Source organism: Wohlfahrtiimonas chitiniclastica DSM 18708 (assembly GCF_000375345.1).
In the GTDB taxonomy this organism is placed as follows: Bacteria; Pseudomonadota; Gammaproteobacteria; order Cardiobacteriales; family Wohlfahrtiimonadaceae; genus Wohlfahrtiimonas; species Wohlfahrtiimonas chitiniclastica.
On sequence record NZ_AQXD01000002.1, the window covers coordinates 21,143 to 37,746 of the forward strand.

A 16,604-nucleotide genomic window follows, 5' to 3' on the forward strand; every position below is an offset into this window, starting at 1 on the left:
GTCACACTATGATCACAACTGAATACATTCAGCAAGCGCTCAGCGCAGAAGGATTTGCCTTTGATGAGGCAAAAGTCAAAGCTTGGACCCATTACTTAAATGGCATCCGTTTATGGAACAAAGCGTATAACTTAACCTCAATCACTGAGCCCGATGAAATGGTGGTGAAACATCTGTTTGACTCGCTTGTTTTGGTACCGCATTTAGAAGCCATTAAACATGATCGCTTGATTGATGTGGGCACAGGTGCAGGTTTACCAGGTTTCTTACTTGCCATTGCCATGCCTGAATCCCATTTCACATTGCTAGACACCAATAGTAAACGCACGCGCTTTATGACGCAGATGAAAATGGAGCTTGGCATTCAAAATGTTGAGATCATCCATTCGCGTGTGCAGGATTATCATCCCACTGAATTGTTTGATGTGATTTTATCGCGCGCCTTTGCCAGTGCTGAAGACATGGTGCATTGGTCAGAGCATTTGTTGGCAGGGCAGGGGGTATTTGCTGCCATGAAAGGTCACATTACGCCGAGTGAATGGCAGTTTGCCAACGGTGAATATCAAACCAATGTGGTTGAATTGAAAGTGCCGCGATTGAGTGATGCCAGACATTTGGTTTTTTTGTCGCGCGCGTAATTTGATATACTCCCCGCGTAATATTAATAATTTGATGAGTAGGATATTCGAGTGGCAATCATAGCAGTAACAAATCAAAAAGGTGGCGTGGGCAAAACCACGACGGCTGTTAACTTAGCGGCTTCTTTAGCAAGCATGAAAGCGCGTCCTAATGTCTTGTTGTTAGACTTAGATCCGCAAGGCAATGCCACCACAGGCATGGGCGTGGATAAGCATTCATTAGAATTGGGCGTTGTGGATCTATTACTAGACGATGTGCCCATCAATGAAGCGATCATTGAGCTTGATGAAAATGCCATTCGCTTAATTGGTGCAAATGGTGATTTAACGGGCGCAGAAGTGTTATTGACGCAAAGAGAGCAGGGCGCATTTGTGCTCAAAGAAGCACTTGCGAGCATTCAAAGTAACTTTAACTACATCATCATCGATTGCCCGCCTTCTTTAAACATGCTCACACTCAATGCGTTAACAGCTGCGGATTATGCGGTTGTGCCTGTGCAATGTGAGTATTATGCGCTTGAAGGTTTGTCAGCATTGATGGGCACGGTGGAAGAAGTGAAAAGCACCACGAATCCAAATTTATCCATTTTGGGGATTTTGCGCACCATGTACGATGGCCGCAATGCCTTGTCACTACAAGTGTCTGAAAACTTACAAGCCCACTTTGGGGATCAATTATTGGAAACCATCATTCCGCGTAACGTGCGTTTAGCCGAAGCGCCCGGATTTGGTGAATCCATTGTCAAATATGATGCAGCATCAAAAGGTGCTGTGGCATATGCAGAATTGGCGAAAGAGATCAGCCGCCGAAGCAAACGAAGATAAACTGAGGAAACTGATTTGAAAAAGCGTGGATTAGGTCGCGGATTGGATGTTTTGTTGAATAAAACAAAATTACCCATGGATGCGCACACAAATAATAAAGACAAACCATCATCAGAAGCCATTTTAGGCGCCATTAAAGAGTTGCCGATTGAGTTTTTAGTGCCGGGGATTTATCAGCCACGTAAAGTGTTTGATGCCCATGCGCTTGAAACTTTGGCCGATTCCATTCGCTCTCAAGGGATCATTCAGCCGCTTGTGGTGCGTGAAGTTTTGCGTGATGGTCAGAAAAAATATGAAATCTTAGCCGGTGAACGCAGATGGCGAGCTTCGCAGATTGCTAAACTTGAAAAAGTGCCCGTGATCATGCAGTCTTTGACGGATCAAGAAGCATTGGCGGTTGCACTCATTGAAAACATTCAGCGCGAAGATTTAAGCCCAATTGAAGAGGCAGAAGCGATTGCACGTTTCATCAGTGAATTTGATTTAACCCATCAAGAGGTGGGCGATTTGATTGGTCGTTCGCGTTCATCGGTGAGCAATGTGGTGCGTTTATTAGAGTTAGCGCCTCAAGTGCAAACATGGTTATTAGACAAATTGCTCGACATGGGGCATGGCCGCGCAATGCTCTCTTTGTCACATGCAGAGCAAGTGCAGTTAGCTGAGCGCATTATGGCAGAAAATCTAACAGTGCGTGACGTTGAACGCATTGTGGCTGCCCGCACACAAAAGACTGAGAAAGCCGCCACAAAAAAAGTGGACAATGATGTGAAAAAATTGGAAAACGCCTGGAGTGAATATTTTGGTGCGAAAGTTGGATTTCAATCAAATCCGAAAGGTAAAGGCAAGATGATTATTCACTATGATTCTCTTGATCAGTTAGACGGGATTTTGCAAAAGATCCGTGACCAATAAATGGACATCTGTTAACTTTTTTATTCAATATCAGTGTTAAAAAGATTGACTTTAAAGGCTAACTGCTTATAATCGAGCTACTTTTGCCAAAGGTATTTTGATGTGATGAAGCAAGTAATAACGATCCAATTGATCATTACGCTAAGTGCCTCAATTGTGCTTTGGCTGGTATTAGGGGAAAGTGTTGGAAGGTCTTACTTTTGGGCAGGACTTTCCATTACCTTGCCAAATGTTTTTGTGGTGTTTTTATCCTTTTTGATTAAAAGCAAACAAGCAATATTTTGGTTAGGCGCATTTGTTAATAAATTTATCAGTGCATTACTGCTTGCGGGCAGTGTCTTATATTTAAAAGATCCAAACTGGGTGGCATTTTTGGCAGCAATAGTGGTGACAGTGTTTCTACCAATGGTGATTACAGGGTTTGGCTATAAGTATTTGAAGCACGATATGTAAGTAATAAAATTCAGAGATTGGGACAAGATATGTCAGCAGAAGAGATTACCGCTAGTAGTTATATCGAGCATCACCTCGTTAATATGACTCAGACAGATTTGCCACAAGAAAACTTTGTGGACTTTAGTTTGATTAACATAGATACGGTGCTTTGGTCAATTGTATCGGGTATTATTGTTCTATTCTTTTTGTTCAGAGCATCTCGCAAAGCATCCGCTGGCGTACCGACCCGATTCCAAGCCGCTGTGGAAATTCTAGTAGAATTTGCCGAAAGCCAATCTAAAGCGCTTGTCAATGGCCCAAATGGCTACATTGCACCTTTAGGTTTAACAATTTTCTTATGGGTGATTGTGATGAACTGCATGGACTTAGTGCCAGTTGATCTACCAATGACCTTAATCAATGTATTTGGTTTAGATGTACAACACCAAAGAATTTTACCAACTGCTGACGTGAACGGTCCATTGGGCATGTCTATGGCAGTATTAGCGTTGATTCTCTTCTACTCATTTAAAGTGAAAAAAGTGGGTGGTTTCCTTAAAGAGTTATGCACAGCGCCTTTCGGTATCTGGTTATTACCTTTTAATATTATTTTAAATATCGTTGAATATATTTCAAAAGCGTTCTCTTTAGGCATGCGACTTTTTGGTAATATGTTCGCGGGCGAATTGATCTTCTGTTTGATTGCATTATTAGGTGCAACAGGCACGTGGTGGGGTTTTGGGTTGCATTGGTTAGCAGGATCAGCATGGGCTATTTTCCATATCTTGATCATTGTTCTTCAAGGCTACATCTTTATGACTTTGACTTTGGTATACCTTGGTCAAGCTCATGAGGCTCATTAGAATTCAATCATTTTGGTTGGTGTTTTGTTAGTTTAGTTAATTATTTTTAGGAGAAAAAAATGGACATGGGCATGATTGCTTTAGCGTGTGGAATTATCGTTGGTTTAGGTGCTATTGGTGCAGCTATTGGTATCGCACTTTTAGGTTCAAAATATGTTGAATCTTCAGCGCGTCAACCAGAAATGATGGATAAATTGTTACCTAAAGTATTTATTCTTGTTGGTCTTGTAGATGCTGCATTCTTAATCGGTGTTGGTATCGCTATCTTCTTTGCAATGGTTGTATTCAAGTAATCATCCATTATCGTGGCGTTTGATACACATCAAACGCCTTTTATGCATAGAATAGTTAGACAGGCAGATACAACATGAATTTAAATGCTACTTTATTTGCACAGTTTGTCGTATTCTTTACGTTGGTCTGGTTCGTGATGAAATTCATCTGGCCACCAATGATCAAAGCAATCGATGAACGTCGTGCTAAAATCGCAGAGGGCTTAAAAGCTGCTGAAGATAGCGTTGCTGAAAAAATGGCTGCTGATTCAGAAGTCAAAGTGCTCTTAAAAGATGCTAAGCAAGAAGCATCAAGTATTGTTGCACTTGCGAATAAGCGCGCAGAGGAAGCTGTTGAAGCTTCAAGAGCACAAGCTAAAGAAGTGGCAGACAAGCAACTTCAGAACGCTCAAGATCAGATTTTAGTTGAAACTAATCAAGCTAAAGAAAAACTAAGACAAGAAGTGGTTGCACTCGCACTTGAAGGTGCAAGTAAGATCGTAGGTAAGGAAGTTGATCGCGCAACGCACGAGTCATTGTTAAAAGATTTAGCATCACGTTTATAAGGCAATAGTTAGTCATGACAGATTATATTACAGTTGCTCGTCCCTATGCCAAAGCAGTGTTTTTGATTGCTAAGGAAGAGAATACTATTTCTGGCTGGAGTAATCTTTTGGCTGTACTCGATGAGATTAGTGCCGATGTAGAGGCGAGCGATTTTATCACTCGCCCTGATTTTTCTCTGCAAGAAAAAACTCAGTTTTTGCAAACAGCAGTGGCTGCGCTTTTAAAGCGTCAGTTAACGAATCAAGAAGCTAATTTTTTATCGGTCATTCTCGATGCTAAACGCTATGAAGCGTTCCCATCGATTCGTCAAATCTTTGACGAAATGGTTCTGGTAGATGAATCTATTGTGGAAGCTGAATTAGTCTCAGCTTTTGAAGTGCAAGAATCAGAATACGAAATGTTCGTTAAGGCTTTAGAAAAGCATTTCCAAAAAAGTATTAAATTAAATGTTTCTGTGGATCCAAGTTTAATTGGTGGTGCGGTTGTCAAATCTGGCGACTGGGTCATGGATGGATCTGTCAAAGGACGTTTAGAGGAAATGACCTCTTTCTTAGTGCAACCAGCTTAATGAATTAACGATAAAAGAATTTATTATGTTTTAAAGGATGATTTGAATTATGCAATTGAATCCATCAGAAATTAGTGATCTTATCAAATCTAAGATTGAAGAATTTGATGTTAAGCCAGAAGCAAGTACTGAAGGAACAGTCATTAGTTTGACTGATGGTATTGCTAGCGTTTATGGCTTAGATGCAGTAATGCAAGGTGAAATGGTTGAATTACCGCACGGAGTTCGTGGTTTAGCATTGAACTTAGAGCGCGATTCAGTAGGTGTTGTACTTTTAGGCGACTACGGTAAAGTATCCGAAGGTGACGTTGTAAAATGTACAGGTAAAGTGATGGAAGTTCCAATCGGTCCTGAATTATTAGGCCGCGTTGTGAACGCATTGGGTCAGCCAATCGATGGTAAAGGTCCAATCAACACAACTTTAACTGCGCCAATCGAAAAAGTGGCACCAGGTGTGATTGAGCGTCAATCCGTTGATGAACCTTTACAAACAGGTTACATCGCCGTTGACTCTATGATTCCAATCGGCCGTGGCCAACGTGAGTTGATCATCGGTGACCGTCAAACGGGTAAAACAGCGATTGCAATCGACACCATCATTAACCAAAAAAATACTGGCGTAAAATGTATTTACGTAGCGATTGGTCAGAAAAACTCTACAATTGCGAACATCGTTCGTAAATTAGAAGAGCACGACGCGATGGCGCACACAATTGTTGTGGCTTCAAGCGCGGCTGATCCTGCTGCAATGCAATATTTATCAGCATATGCTGGTTGTACAATGGGCGAATACTTCCGTGACCGTGGTGAAGATGCGTTGATCATTTATGATGACTTATCTAAACAAGCCGTTGCTTATCGTCAAATCTCATTGTTACTCCGTCGTCCTCCAGGCCGTGAAGCGTTCCCTGGCGACGTATTCTATTTACACTCACGTTTATTAGAACGTGCTGCACGTGTTAATGCTGACTATGTTGAAGCATTCACAAACGGCGAAGTGAAAGGTAAAACAGGTTCTTTAACTGCATTGCCAATCATTGAAACACAAGCCGGTGACGTTTCTGCATTCGTTCCAACAAACGTAATTTCCATTACAGATGGTCAGATCTTCTTAGAATCAGACTTATTCAATGCGGGTGTTCGTCCTGCGATCAACGCCGGTATCTCTGTATCGCGTGTTGGTGGTGCTGCACAAACTAAAATCATCAAGAAATTGGGTGGTGGTGTGCGTTTGGCATTGGCTCAATACCGTGAATTGGAAGCGTTCTCACAGTTTGCATCTGACTTAGATGAAGCAACCCGTAAGCAATTAGAGCGTGGTGAGCGTGTAATGGAATTGATGAAGCAAGCTCAATATCGTCCTTATACTGTTTCTGAAATGGCCATCGTGTTATTTACAGTAGAAAAAGGTTATTTAGACGATATCGAAGTGAAGCAAATTCGTCCGTTCACTGAAGGTTTAATCACTACAATGAACATTGAAAAAGCTGATCTCATGAAAAAAATCAATGAGACTGGTAGTTACAATGACGAAATTGAAAGCGAATTTGCACAAGCCGTTAAGTCATACAAAATGACAGAAGCTTGGGTGAAATAATTTTTCTCTTTCTTTATTTAAATATTAGGATCTTTCATGGCCGTTGGTAAAGAGATACGTACAAAGATTAAGAGTGTTAAAAACACTCAGAAAATCACAGGTGCAATGCAGATGGTTGCAGCGAGCAAGATGCGTAAAACGCAAACGAGAATGCTTGCTACTAAACCATATACAGAGCAGATCGTGAAATTGGTTTCTCATCTTTCTCAGGCTGAAGTTGAATTTGATCATGTCTACCTCACTAAACGTGAAGTGAAGAAGATTGGTATCATTGTCGTAAGTAGTGACCGCGGTTTATGTGGTGGCTTGAATAATAACTTATTCAAGCTCCTCTCTGCGGACATGGCTAAATGGTCAGAACAAGGCATTGATGTCGAGTTCGCGACCATCGGTAATAAAGCGAATACCTTCTTTAACCGTTATGGTGGGAAAATTTTGGCAACAGCAAGTCATTTAGGTGACCAGCCTTCTATGGCTGACTTGTTAGGTGTAATGAATGTGATGTTAACCGCCTATCGTGACGGTGAAATCGATGAGTTGCACATCTACTCGAATGCTTTTGTGAATACAATGGTTCAAAAACCATATGGTATGAAGTTGTTGCCGTTAGACTTATCTACATTCAAATCGCTGAAAGCTGAGTTTGACGAAAAAGATGAGATTGAGACTATTGATTTAACGCAAACAATGAAGTGGGATTATATCTACGATATGGATCCTAAAAAACTCGTTGAGTTGGTGTTGAATCGTTATCTTGAATCGACAATGTACCACAGTGTTATTGCAAACATCGCATGTGAAATGGCTGCCCGTATGGTGGCAATGCAAGCTGCGACGGATAATGCTGAAGCCATTGTTGATAATTTACAGCTCGTGTATAACAAAGCGCGTCAGGCTGCAATTACTCAGGAAATTTCTGAAATTGTTGGCGGTGCAGCAGCCCTTTAAAATCTGGGCAGATTGAATGAGAATAGTAATTTTTAGAGGTTAAATATGTCAGGAAAAATTATTCAGATTATAGGGGCTGTCGTAGACGTAGAATTTCCACGCGATGCAGTGCCTAGTATCTATAATGCATTAAAAGTTGAAGGCCAAGATTTGGTTCTTGAAGTTCAACAACAATTAGGTGACGGCGTAGTTCGTACAATCGCGATGGGTTCATCAGACGGTTTACAACGCGACTTAACTGTCATTGATACAAAAGCGCCAATCTCTGTACCTGTTGGTGCAGCGACCTTAGGCCGTATCATGAACGTATTAGGTGAGCCAGTGGATCATGCAGGTCCAGTGAGCACTGAAGCCCATTGGGGTATTCATCGCAAACCACCTAGCTACGAAGAACAATCAGGTTCTACAGAATTATTAGAAACTGGTATCAAAGTAATCGACTTACTTTGCCCATTTGCAAAAGGTGGTAAAGTTGGTTTGTTCGGTGGTGCCGGTGTTGGTAAAACTGTAAACATGATGGAATTGATCAACAACATCGCTAAAGCGCACTCAGGTTTATCTGTGTTTGCTGGTGTTGGTGAACGTACTCGTGAAGGTAATGACTTCTATCACGAAATGAAAGATTCTAACGTATTAGACAAAGTTGCGATGGTGTATGGTCAGATGAATGAACCACCTGGTAACCGTTTACGTGTTGCTTTGACTGGTTTGACAATGGCTGAATACTTCCGTGACGAAGGTAAAGACGTATTATTGTTCATCGATAATATCTATCGTTATACCTTAGCCGGTACTGAAGTGTCTGCATTGTTAGGTCGTATGCCTTCTGCGGTAGGTTATCAGCCAACATTATCTGAAGAGATGGGTGTGCTTCAAGAGCGTATCACATCTACGAAGAAAGGTTCGATCACATCAGTTCAAGCTGTATACGTTCCTGCGGATGACTTAACGGATCCATCACCTGCAACAACGTTTGCTCACTTAGACGCAACCATCGTATTGTCTCGTGACATCGCATCTTTAGGTATTTACCCAGCGGTAGATCCATTAGATTCAACGTCTCGTCAATTAGATCCTCAAGTGATCGGTAAAGAACACTATGAAGTTGCTCGTGGCGTACAAACTGTATTGCAACGCTATAAAGAGTTGAAAGACATCATTGCAATCTTGGGTATGGACGAATTGTCAGAAGATGACAAATTGGTTGTTCAACGTGCTCGTAAGATTCAACGTTTCTTATCTCAACCTTTCCACGTAGCGGAAGTATTTACAGGTGCACCTGGTAAATATGTGAGCTTGAAAGATACGATTGCAAGCTTTAAAGCAATTTTGGCCGGTGAGTGTGACTCTATGCCAGAACAAGCTTTCTACATGGTTGGCGATATTGAAGAAGCTAAAGCACGCGCAGCGACGCTTTAATCTAATTGAATAGGGAGTCTCAATGAATACAATGCATGTTGCCATCGTAAGCGCAGAAAAAAAATTGTTTTCTGGAGATGTCACTTTTTTTGCAGGAACAAGTATTTCAGGTGAGTTAGGGGTATTTCCTGGTCACTTGCCATTGTTAACGCAATTGGTTCCTGGTCAAGTTCGATTAAAGACAGCTGAAGGTAATGAAGATGTGTTCTGGATTTCTGGCGGTATTTTAGAAATTCAACCGAATCAAATTATCGTGCTAGCTGAGTCTGCTGAAAGAGCGGATGATCTTGATGAAGCGGAAGCTAAAGCAGCGAAAGAGCGCGTTCAATCTATGTTGAATAAACATGAGAGCGACTTTAACTTTGCGAAGGCTCAAACAGAATTACGTGAGATCAGTGCAAAAATCGATGCCATTGAACGTTATCGTCGTATCGGTAAAGTTTAATGATGTGAATCATCAAATCAAAAAAACCTGCCATTGGCAGGTTTTTTTATGTCTGAAGTTGAGAAGATTTAATCTTTGCCGTTCACAGAGCGATCTGCTGCCACTGTAAAGAGCACATCGGTTGATGAGTTGATGGCCGTCTCCACTGAGTCTTGGATCACGCCCACAATGAAGCCAATGGCAACCAATTGCATCGCAACGGTGTTATCAATGCCAAAGAGGCTGCAAGCTAAGGGAATCAATAACAATGAGCCGCCTGCAACGCCAGATGCACCACATGCCCCCACAGCCGCCACAAAGCTTAATAAGATGGCAGATAAGAAATCCACTTGAATGCCTTTCGTATGCACCGCAGCCAATGTGAAGATGGTGATGGTGACAGCCGCGCCCGCCATATTGATGGTGGCACCTAAAGGAATGGAGATGGAGTAAGTCTCTTCTTTGACACCCAATTTTTTACACAATGCAAAGTTAATGGGTAAGTTTGCCGCTGAGCTTCGTGTGAAAAACGCAGTTAAACCACTTTCGCGAAGGCATTGAAAAACGAGTGGGTAAGGGTTTGAACGGGTTTTCCAATAGACTAAAATGGGATTGATGACAAAGGTGACAACCGCCATCGCAAGCAGTAAGACTAAAACCAATTGCAAGTAATCTAATAAAGATTCAGCACCTGTTGTGGCAATCGTTGAAGCCACTAAGCCTAAAATACCTAAAGGCGCAAAGCTGATGACAAAACGCACAGCTTTTGTCACCACTTCGGCACCATCTTCCACCACTTTTTTAGTGGTATCGGATGTGTGACGCAAGGCAAAACCAAACACCAAGCCCCAAAATAGAATGCCAATGTAGTTCGCAGAGACAAGGGCATCGACAGGGTTATCCACCATTTTCATCACCAATGAGTGCAATACATCTAAAATATTGCTGGGTGAAGATTGCACAGCCGCTTCAGGCAAGGATGAAATGGTGATCGGGAAAATGAAGCTCACAATCACAGCCACAACGGATGCAGCAAAGGTACCCAGTAAGTAAAGGACTAAGATTGGGCGAATCGCAGATTGATTTTCGGTGGAGGTTTTATACTTAGAGATGGCCGACATAATTAAGAAGAAAACCAACACAGGGGCGATGGCTTTTAAACCATTGACAAAGATGTCCCCAAGAAGTTGTAATGCGTGAGCGGTGGTTGAGGAAGTAAAGCCTATAATGATCCCTAAAATAAGGCCAATAAAGATCTGTTGGATCAAGCTGTACTGATTGATAAAATTAAGTAGTTTCCTCATGAATGCTCCTGCAAAATAAAGGCGACAAGCCGTCGCTCGGAAGGAAAAATATAGCAATTAATTGTCAGTTTGAAAACCGAATAAACTCGCCATCCGAAAATGCTTTTTATACAATAGAAGGATGCTTGACATTTAAGGGAGTGGTTATGAAAAAAATCAAGGTTTGGGATCTACCCATTCGACTGTTTCACTGGTCTTTGGTGGTGATGATCGTTGTTTGTATCTATACCATTAACGTGGACAATGTGACGGCGCATCAATACGCAGGGACATTTGTATTGGTGTTATTGCTCTTTCGTGTGCTTTGGGGGTTATTGGGCAGCACCACGGCAAAATTTTGGGACTTTGTGAAAGGACCAATGTCTGCGTATCAATATTTGCGCTATGGCATCACAAAGACAGAAGGGCACAATCCGCTCGGGGCTTATATGGTGCTCTTGATGTTGTTGGTGCTGTTTACACAAACAATCACTGGGCTGTTTTTAACAGACAATACCTATTTGCACCAAGATTCACCTTTATATCAATGGGTGGGCAGTGATGCACGCAGCGTGTTAAAAACCATTCATCAATACAATCTTTATGTGATTTATACGATGGTGGGCTTACATGTGGCGGCCATTGTGCTCTATTTCTTAGTCAAAGGGCAAAATTTGGTGAAAACGATGGTGGTGGGCACTCGCACTGAAGATGAGTGTCATATGCCATTTGCAACGTCGATAGAAGGCAACCGCCCATGGTTGGCATTGGTAATTTTTGCTGCGGTGGGTATTTTAGTGCCGTACTTTTTATATGGTTATGAAAAAAATGTAGGTTTCATCACTTGGATTAAAAACACAGTGATTTGGTTAAAAGGGTTAATATTGTGAGTCGCAGTTTATTAAAATCATCCGCTTTAGAGCGCATAGGAATCGCTATGATGCTCATCATTCCTATGACGCTGATACTGTTGTTTGTGGTTTACAGCAAATAGTGTGCACGGATGGCATCGATGTCCGCGGATAATGCTTCTGTGAGATATCGATCGCTCGTTTTATGGGTGGCTTGTATGGTGTGTAATGCAGTGTCTAAATACGCTGCTTTCACGCCAAATAAGCGCTCAATGGTTGCTTTAGGGATCTGTGTCCCTGCCATCTTTTCATGTTCATGCTTACGCGCCTCATAGAGGGCAACGGCGGAATCATTTGAACGCAAATAATCTTCCATAATGTCATCGATGTGGACATCTAATGCGCTCAGCAATAGATAAGCCCCAAAACCGGTACGATCTTTCCCTGCACTGCAATGAAAGAGCATGGTTTCACCGCGATTGGCACAATCGATTAACGTTCGGTATTGATGATGAAAATGCGTGGGCAATTTCTCATAGATGCATTGGTAATAAAAATCAATGTTCTCTTCTGTTAAATGGTTTAAGTCAAAGGTGTTGTGATTAAATAAATTGGCAACATTAATGGCAGCCGCTTGACGAGGAAATTGTGCATTAAAGGTTTGTGTCAATTCAGGGCGCTTTTCATCTTCTTCCCGAAAATCAATAATTGTGTCTAAATTGAGTGCATGCAAACGTGAAAAGTCATCTTTTGTGCCATATTCAGGTGCGGCGCTTCGAAAAAGTTTATTTGCACGAATGGCCGCATTTTCTCTGGTCTTAAGGGGTGAAAAATCTCGGAAATTTAAGATGGAATTCATTGGATACTCCTAAAAGTTGATCTATTTTTATGCATATGCTTGCCAAGCTTATTATAAATGGATATTATACGCACCTCAACGCAATCCATGCCTGGGTGGCGAAATTGGTAGACGCAGCAGACTTAAAATCTGCCGACCCTTAACGGTCGTGCCGGTTCGATTCCGGCCCTAGGCACCATATATATCAAAAAACCTGACTTTATGTCAGGTTTTTTGTTGCCTGTCGAAAAGCCCATCAATCCTTGGTGGGCTTTTTATGGTGAATACTTTCCCCGTGACAATGTCTGTCTTTAGACGTTATCATAAGCGCAATCATGATCGATATTAATAATATTTCATTGAGTTTAAATAAATATCAATGAGCTTTTTAGATTTTCTAAATTAAATTTGTACTGAGTGAGTTGCGAATGCACATAAAAAAAGGTTTCAAGTATCAAAAAAATATGGTGACACTGTTATGTGGCTTAGCCGTTGCATCTTGTGCAGTGAATGATGGACATCAGACACACACATGGGATCCTGTAGAAGATGATCCAAATTATGTGTTAAAAGCGCAAGCAAGTGAACAACCTTCGAAACAGATTCATGGTGCGCTTTCTCTACAGCGTGCGGCAGAAGAAATTTTGAAATATCATCCACGTGTTGCTCAAGCGAAGGGCAATGAAAACAGTGAGCAAGAGCGCATCAACATTGCCAAAGCAGGATATTATCCACAGATCAGCGGCGGATTGGGCACACAATATAACAATAATCGCTCTCGCAATGATCGATACGGCAAAGATTACATCCAAAATTTAAATCTGGAAGTGAACCAAGTATTGTATGACTTTGGTAAAACTTCCAGTGCTGTTAAAAGTGCAGAATATGGTTATTTAGGCGCCAAAGCTTATACAAATATGACCAATGAAGAGCTGGTGCATGCCGCGTCCTTAGCGGTGATCTCAACAGAGCGTTATCAGAAAATGATCAATCTTGCGAAAGAGCAAGTGGCGCGTGTGAAAGATTTAGGTGGCTTGGTAGAACAGCGTTATGACAAGGGCGCGAGTAACTTGTCTGATGTGTATCAGGCGCGTTCGCGTTTAGATGATGTGCTGTCTGAAGAGTTAGACACCGTGTCACAATATCAAAGTACATTACGCACGTTAGGCATCATTACAGGTCAACGCGAGATCACGGGGGCTCAAGTGGGAGCATTGCCCGCGACTTTATCTTTAGCCTGTTCGACTGCGCCTGATTGGAAAAAAGTGCCAGCATATGCAGTTGCTGAATTAGAGGCTGAGCAAGCTTTGGCAGATTTAGAGCGCGCGCGTGCTAATGAATTGCCCACCATCGCGCTTCGTGGTAATGCATCGCATCCTTTAAATGCGAAACCTCGTTATGGTTCGCGTACAGATGCCACCGTGGGTTTAAATGTGACGGTGCCTGTCTATCAAGGTGGCAGTTTATCTGCATCGAAACGCGCTGCACAAGGGCAAGCAGAGTCTGCTGCTGCACGTAAAGCCGATGTTCAGCTGGAAATTGGTCAAAAAATGACAGAAGCCCAAGTGCGTTTAGAGAATCTAAAGCAGCGCGCAAATTTATTGTCCCGTCGTGTGGAAAATCTTAAAAACACTAAAGAATTATATAAACAGCAGTACTTAGAGTTAGGTACGCGCTCATTGTTAGATTTGCTCAATTCTGAGCAGGAGTATCATCAGGCACGAATGGAAGTTGTGAACAATCAATTAGACATTGTTCAAACTCAAGTGGATTGTGCCTTTTATCAAGGTAAGTTGGGACATTTATTACAAGTGGCACCTTAAGTAAATTTTACATTTTGAATGTCAAAAAATCCCCAACAGGTGTTTGGGGATTTTTTATTGAAAAGTGTATAGTTTTGTATATTGTCTTTTAGCAAAAAAATATATAATACCCTGAAATAACTAAGCAATGTATTGGAACAATATTTGTGAACGAGACAAAAGACAATAACGCAACGACAACGGAATCTTCCACACAGCAAACGGGTCGAAATCTCTATGCACCTTGGATAGAAGCCATTTTAATGGTGGCCAAACATTATCGCCTTGAGTGTTCAAAAGAGAGTATTTTGCTCACCAGTCAGTGGTTGCAACAAGAATCCACCGTCGATGTACTGCGCAGCATGGCACGCCAAGCGGGCTTAACTTTAAGTGTGATTGAGCTGTCAGACAATGATCTGACCGTCTGGCGCTTGCCGTTAGTGGTGCAATTTAAGCAAGGGCAAATTGGCGTGATTGATGCATTAGATGACGCAGGCAACATTGGCATCACCTATTGTGGTGATCAAGGCGTGAAAAGTCGCATCATTCAAGATGAGCTGTTAAATAATGTGACGCTTGCCTTGGTGCTGCGCCCATCGCACACAGTGTCGGATGCACGCATTGATGATTACATCAAGCCGCATGATCGCAATTGGTTTAAAAAGATTGTACTGCGTGATTGGAAGCCTTACAGCCACATTTTCATCGCATCTTTAGTGGTCAATATTTTGGCATTGGCCGGCATCTTATTCACGCGCCAAGTGTATGATCGTGTGATTCCGGCTGAATCGTATCCAACATTGTATGTGCTCTTTAGCGGTGTATTTGTGGCGATCATTTTTGGTTTTGTGATGCGAAAACTACGCACCCGAGTCACTGATTTATTGGGTAAGCGCGCAGATTTACGCATCTCAGATCGCGTGTTTGGCCATGCGCTTCGCATTAAAAATACGCATCGTCCACGTTCAACGGGCACATTCATCTCACAAATCCGTGAACTGGACAGTGTGCGTGAGCTTTTGACCTCCACAACCGTGACGGCATTTGCAGACATGCCCTTTTTCTTCTTATTTTGTATTGTGTTTTGGTACATTGCTGGCTCTTTAGTGTGGGTGCCGATCGCTGCTGTAATTTTAATGATATTGCCTGGACTTTTAGCACAAGGTAAATTGCGCGCATATGCCAATCAAGCCATGCGTGAAAGTGCGTTGCGTAACGCCATGCTTGTGGAGGCGATTCAAGGCAATGAAGACATTAAAACGCTACAAGCTGAACAGCGCTTTCAGGCGCAATGGAATAACTACAATGCAGTGGCTGCGGATGTGAATTTGCGTCTTCGCTCTTTAATCAGCACGCTCAACAGTTGGACGCAAAGCGTGCAAACAGCTGCCTTTGCGGTCATTGTGCTCTTTGGGGCGCCTATGGTGATGGATGGAGAACTCTCCACCGGTTCATTGATTGCGGCCTCGATTTTAGGCGGGCGCATGATTGCACCGATGGCCGGCATTACACAAATTCTCAGCCGTTGGCAGCAGGCAAAAGTTGCCTTAAATGGCATCAATCAATTGATGGAATTGCCGGTGGATCATCCTGTTGGGCAAAAGAAAGTGCATAAAAGCGCCTTGCAGGGGCATTATCAAATTAAAAATGCCCATTTTGCTTATCATGCTGAGCAACAAAATGCATCGCTCACCATCAAGAGTTTAGAGATCAATCCCGGAGAAACGATTGCCGTTTTAGGGCGCAATGGTGCAGGGAAATCGACATTGTTGCAAGTGTTGTCCGGTTTATTAGAACCGAAAGATGGCACCGTGACCATCGATGGCGTGAGCCTTGGGCACATTGATCCTGCGGATGTGCGTCGTGACATTGGTTTGATGGGGCAAAACTCAGGGTTGTTTCATGGCACCATCCGTGACAATTTAACCTTAGGGGCACCATTGGCCACAGATGATGAATTGATGCGCGCCTTGAACATGACGGGGGCTTTGTCCTTCATTCAAAAGATTCCCACAGGGCTAGATTATGTGATCGCTGAAGGTGGGCGTGGTTTATCGGGTGGGCAGCGCCAATCGCTTTTATTGTCTCGCTTATTTTTACGCAATCCCCACATTGCTTTGCTTGATGAGCCGACCTCTGCACTTGATGAAGTGACTGAAAAACAGTTTATTGCTGCCCTCAATGAGTGGCGTAAGGGCAAAACAGTGGTGATCGCAACCCATAAAATGAGCATCGTGAATTTAGCCGATCGCATCATCGTGATTGATGATGGGCAGATTGTGTTAGATGACAACAAAGAGAATGCATTAAAACGCTTATCAGGCCAAGCATAAGCACAACAGTTTAAAGAAATCATAGAGGT

17 protein-coding genes and 1 tRNA gene are annotated in these 16,604 nt (G+C 42.4%); 16 read left to right on the plus strand and 2 right to left on the minus strand.

The window, feature by feature from the left end:
• Window positions 1-8 precede the first annotated feature (8 nt).
• The 12 genes from rsmG to B143_RS0104615 all read left to right on the plus strand — a co-directional run bounded on the left by rsmG (window position 9) and on the right by B143_RS0104615 (window position 9,489).
• Entirely contained in the window at window positions 9-638 is a 630-nt protein-coding gene (gene rsmG, locus B143_RS0104560) for a 16S rRNA (guanine(527)-N(7))-methyltransferase RsmG (protein WP_018122386.1), read from the plus strand.
• A gap of 51 nt (window positions 639-689) precedes the next feature.
• A complete protein-coding gene (locus B143_RS0104565) occupies window positions 690-1,463 on the plus strand; it encodes a ParA family protein (protein WP_008316824.1) in 774 nt (257 codons plus the stop codon).
• Between the two features lie 15 nt (window positions 1,464-1,478).
• Window positions 1,479-2,375 carry a ParB/RepB/Spo0J family partition protein gene (locus B143_RS0104570; RefSeq protein WP_008316825.1) on the plus strand — a complete coding sequence of 299 codons (897 nt, stop codon included), beginning with the start codon at window positions 1,479-1,481 and terminating at the stop codon, window positions 2,373-2,375.
• A gap of 105 nt (window positions 2,376-2,480) precedes the next feature.
• Window positions 2,481-2,828, plus strand: a complete 348-nt coding sequence (locus tag B143_RS0104575; protein WP_008316826.1) for a hypothetical protein — start codon at window positions 2,481-2,483, stop codon at window positions 2,826-2,828.
• Between the two features lie 29 nt (window positions 2,829-2,857).
• On the plus strand, window positions 2,858-3,673 hold the full coding sequence (gene atpB, locus B143_RS0104580; protein ID WP_018122387.1) for a F0F1 ATP synthase subunit A: 816 nt from the start codon (window positions 2,858-2,860) through the stop codon (window positions 3,671-3,673).
• A gap of 59 nt (window positions 3,674-3,732) precedes the next feature.
• Window positions 3,733-3,966 (plus strand): F0F1 ATP synthase subunit C, encoded by a 234-nt coding sequence (gene atpE / locus B143_RS0104585; protein ID WP_008316830.1) that lies wholly within the window; start codon window positions 3,733-3,735, stop codon window positions 3,964-3,966.
• Window positions 3,967-4,040: 74 nt separating this feature from the next.
• Complete coding sequence (locus B143_RS0104590) at window positions 4,041-4,511, plus strand: F0F1 ATP synthase subunit B (protein WP_008316831.1); 471 nt, start codon at window positions 4,041-4,043, stop codon at window positions 4,509-4,511.
• A gap of 14 nt (window positions 4,512-4,525) precedes the next feature.
• Complete coding sequence (locus B143_RS0104595) at window positions 4,526-5,080, plus strand: F0F1 ATP synthase subunit delta (RefSeq protein ID WP_008316834.1); 555 nt, start codon at window positions 4,526-4,528, stop codon at window positions 5,078-5,080.
• Window positions 5,081-5,129: 49 nt separating this feature from the next.
• On the plus strand, window positions 5,130-6,677 hold the full coding sequence (gene atpA / locus B143_RS0104600; protein WP_008316835.1) for a F0F1 ATP synthase subunit alpha: 1,548 nt from the start codon (window positions 5,130-5,132) through the stop codon (window positions 6,675-6,677).
• Between the two features lie 36 nt (window positions 6,678-6,713).
• Window positions 6,714-7,625: a F0F1 ATP synthase subunit gamma gene (gene atpG / locus B143_RS0104605; RefSeq protein ID WP_008316838.1), complete on the plus strand. Its 912-nt coding sequence runs from the start codon at window positions 6,714-6,716 to the stop codon at window positions 7,623-7,625.
• Window positions 7,626-7,670: 45 nt separating this feature from the next.
• Window positions 7,671-9,044, plus strand: a complete 1,374-nt coding sequence (gene atpD, locus B143_RS0104610; RefSeq protein ID WP_008316840.1) for a F0F1 ATP synthase subunit beta — start codon at window positions 7,671-7,673, stop codon at window positions 9,042-9,044.
• 22 nt (window positions 9,045-9,066) lie between these two features.
• Window positions 9,067-9,489 (plus strand): F0F1 ATP synthase subunit epsilon, encoded by a 423-nt coding sequence (locus tag B143_RS0104615; RefSeq protein ID WP_008316842.1) that lies wholly within the window; start codon window positions 9,067-9,069, stop codon window positions 9,487-9,489.
• A 68-nt stretch (window positions 9,490-9,557) separates the two neighbouring features.
• Here the strand turns inward: B143_RS0104615 and sstT are convergent, their stop codons facing one another.
• Complete coding sequence (sstT, locus tag B143_RS0104620; protein WP_018122389.1) at window positions 9,558-10,772, minus strand: serine/threonine transporter SstT; 1,215 nt, start codon at window positions 10,770-10,772, stop codon at window positions 9,558-9,560.
• A 146-nt stretch (window positions 10,773-10,918) separates the two neighbouring features.
• Here sstT and B143_RS0104625 point away from each other — a divergent pair, with 146 nt between their 5' ends.
• Entirely contained in the window at window positions 10,919-11,641 is a 723-nt protein-coding gene (locus B143_RS0104625) for a cytochrome b/b6 domain-containing protein (protein WP_018122390.1), read from the plus strand.
• 91 nt (window positions 11,642-11,732) lie between these two features.
• Here the strand turns inward: B143_RS0104625 and B143_RS0104630 are convergent, their stop codons facing one another.
• Window positions 11,733-12,461, minus strand: coding sequence for a tyrosine-protein phosphatase (locus tag B143_RS0104630; protein ID WP_018122391.1), 729 nt, complete (start codon window positions 12,459-12,461; stop codon window positions 11,733-11,735).
• A gap of 89 nt (window positions 12,462-12,550) precedes the next feature.
• Between B143_RS0104630 and B143_RS0104635 the strand changes: the two genes are divergently transcribed.
• From B143_RS0104635 to B143_RS0104645, 3 genes are all read left to right on the plus strand, one after another.
• Window positions 12,551-12,639 (plus strand) — tRNA-Leu (locus tag B143_RS0104635).
• A gap of 229 nt (window positions 12,640-12,868) precedes the next feature.
• Window positions 12,869-14,263 carry a TolC family protein gene (locus B143_RS0104640; protein WP_018122392.1) on the plus strand — a complete coding sequence of 465 codons (1,395 nt, stop codon included), beginning with the start codon at window positions 12,869-12,871 and terminating at the stop codon, window positions 14,261-14,263.
• Between the two features lie 146 nt (window positions 14,264-14,409).
• Complete coding sequence (locus B143_RS0104645) at window positions 14,410-16,575, plus strand: type I secretion system permease/ATPase (protein ID WP_018122393.1); 2,166 nt, start codon at window positions 14,410-14,412, stop codon at window positions 16,573-16,575.
• Window positions 16,576-16,604 lie beyond the last annotated feature (29 nt).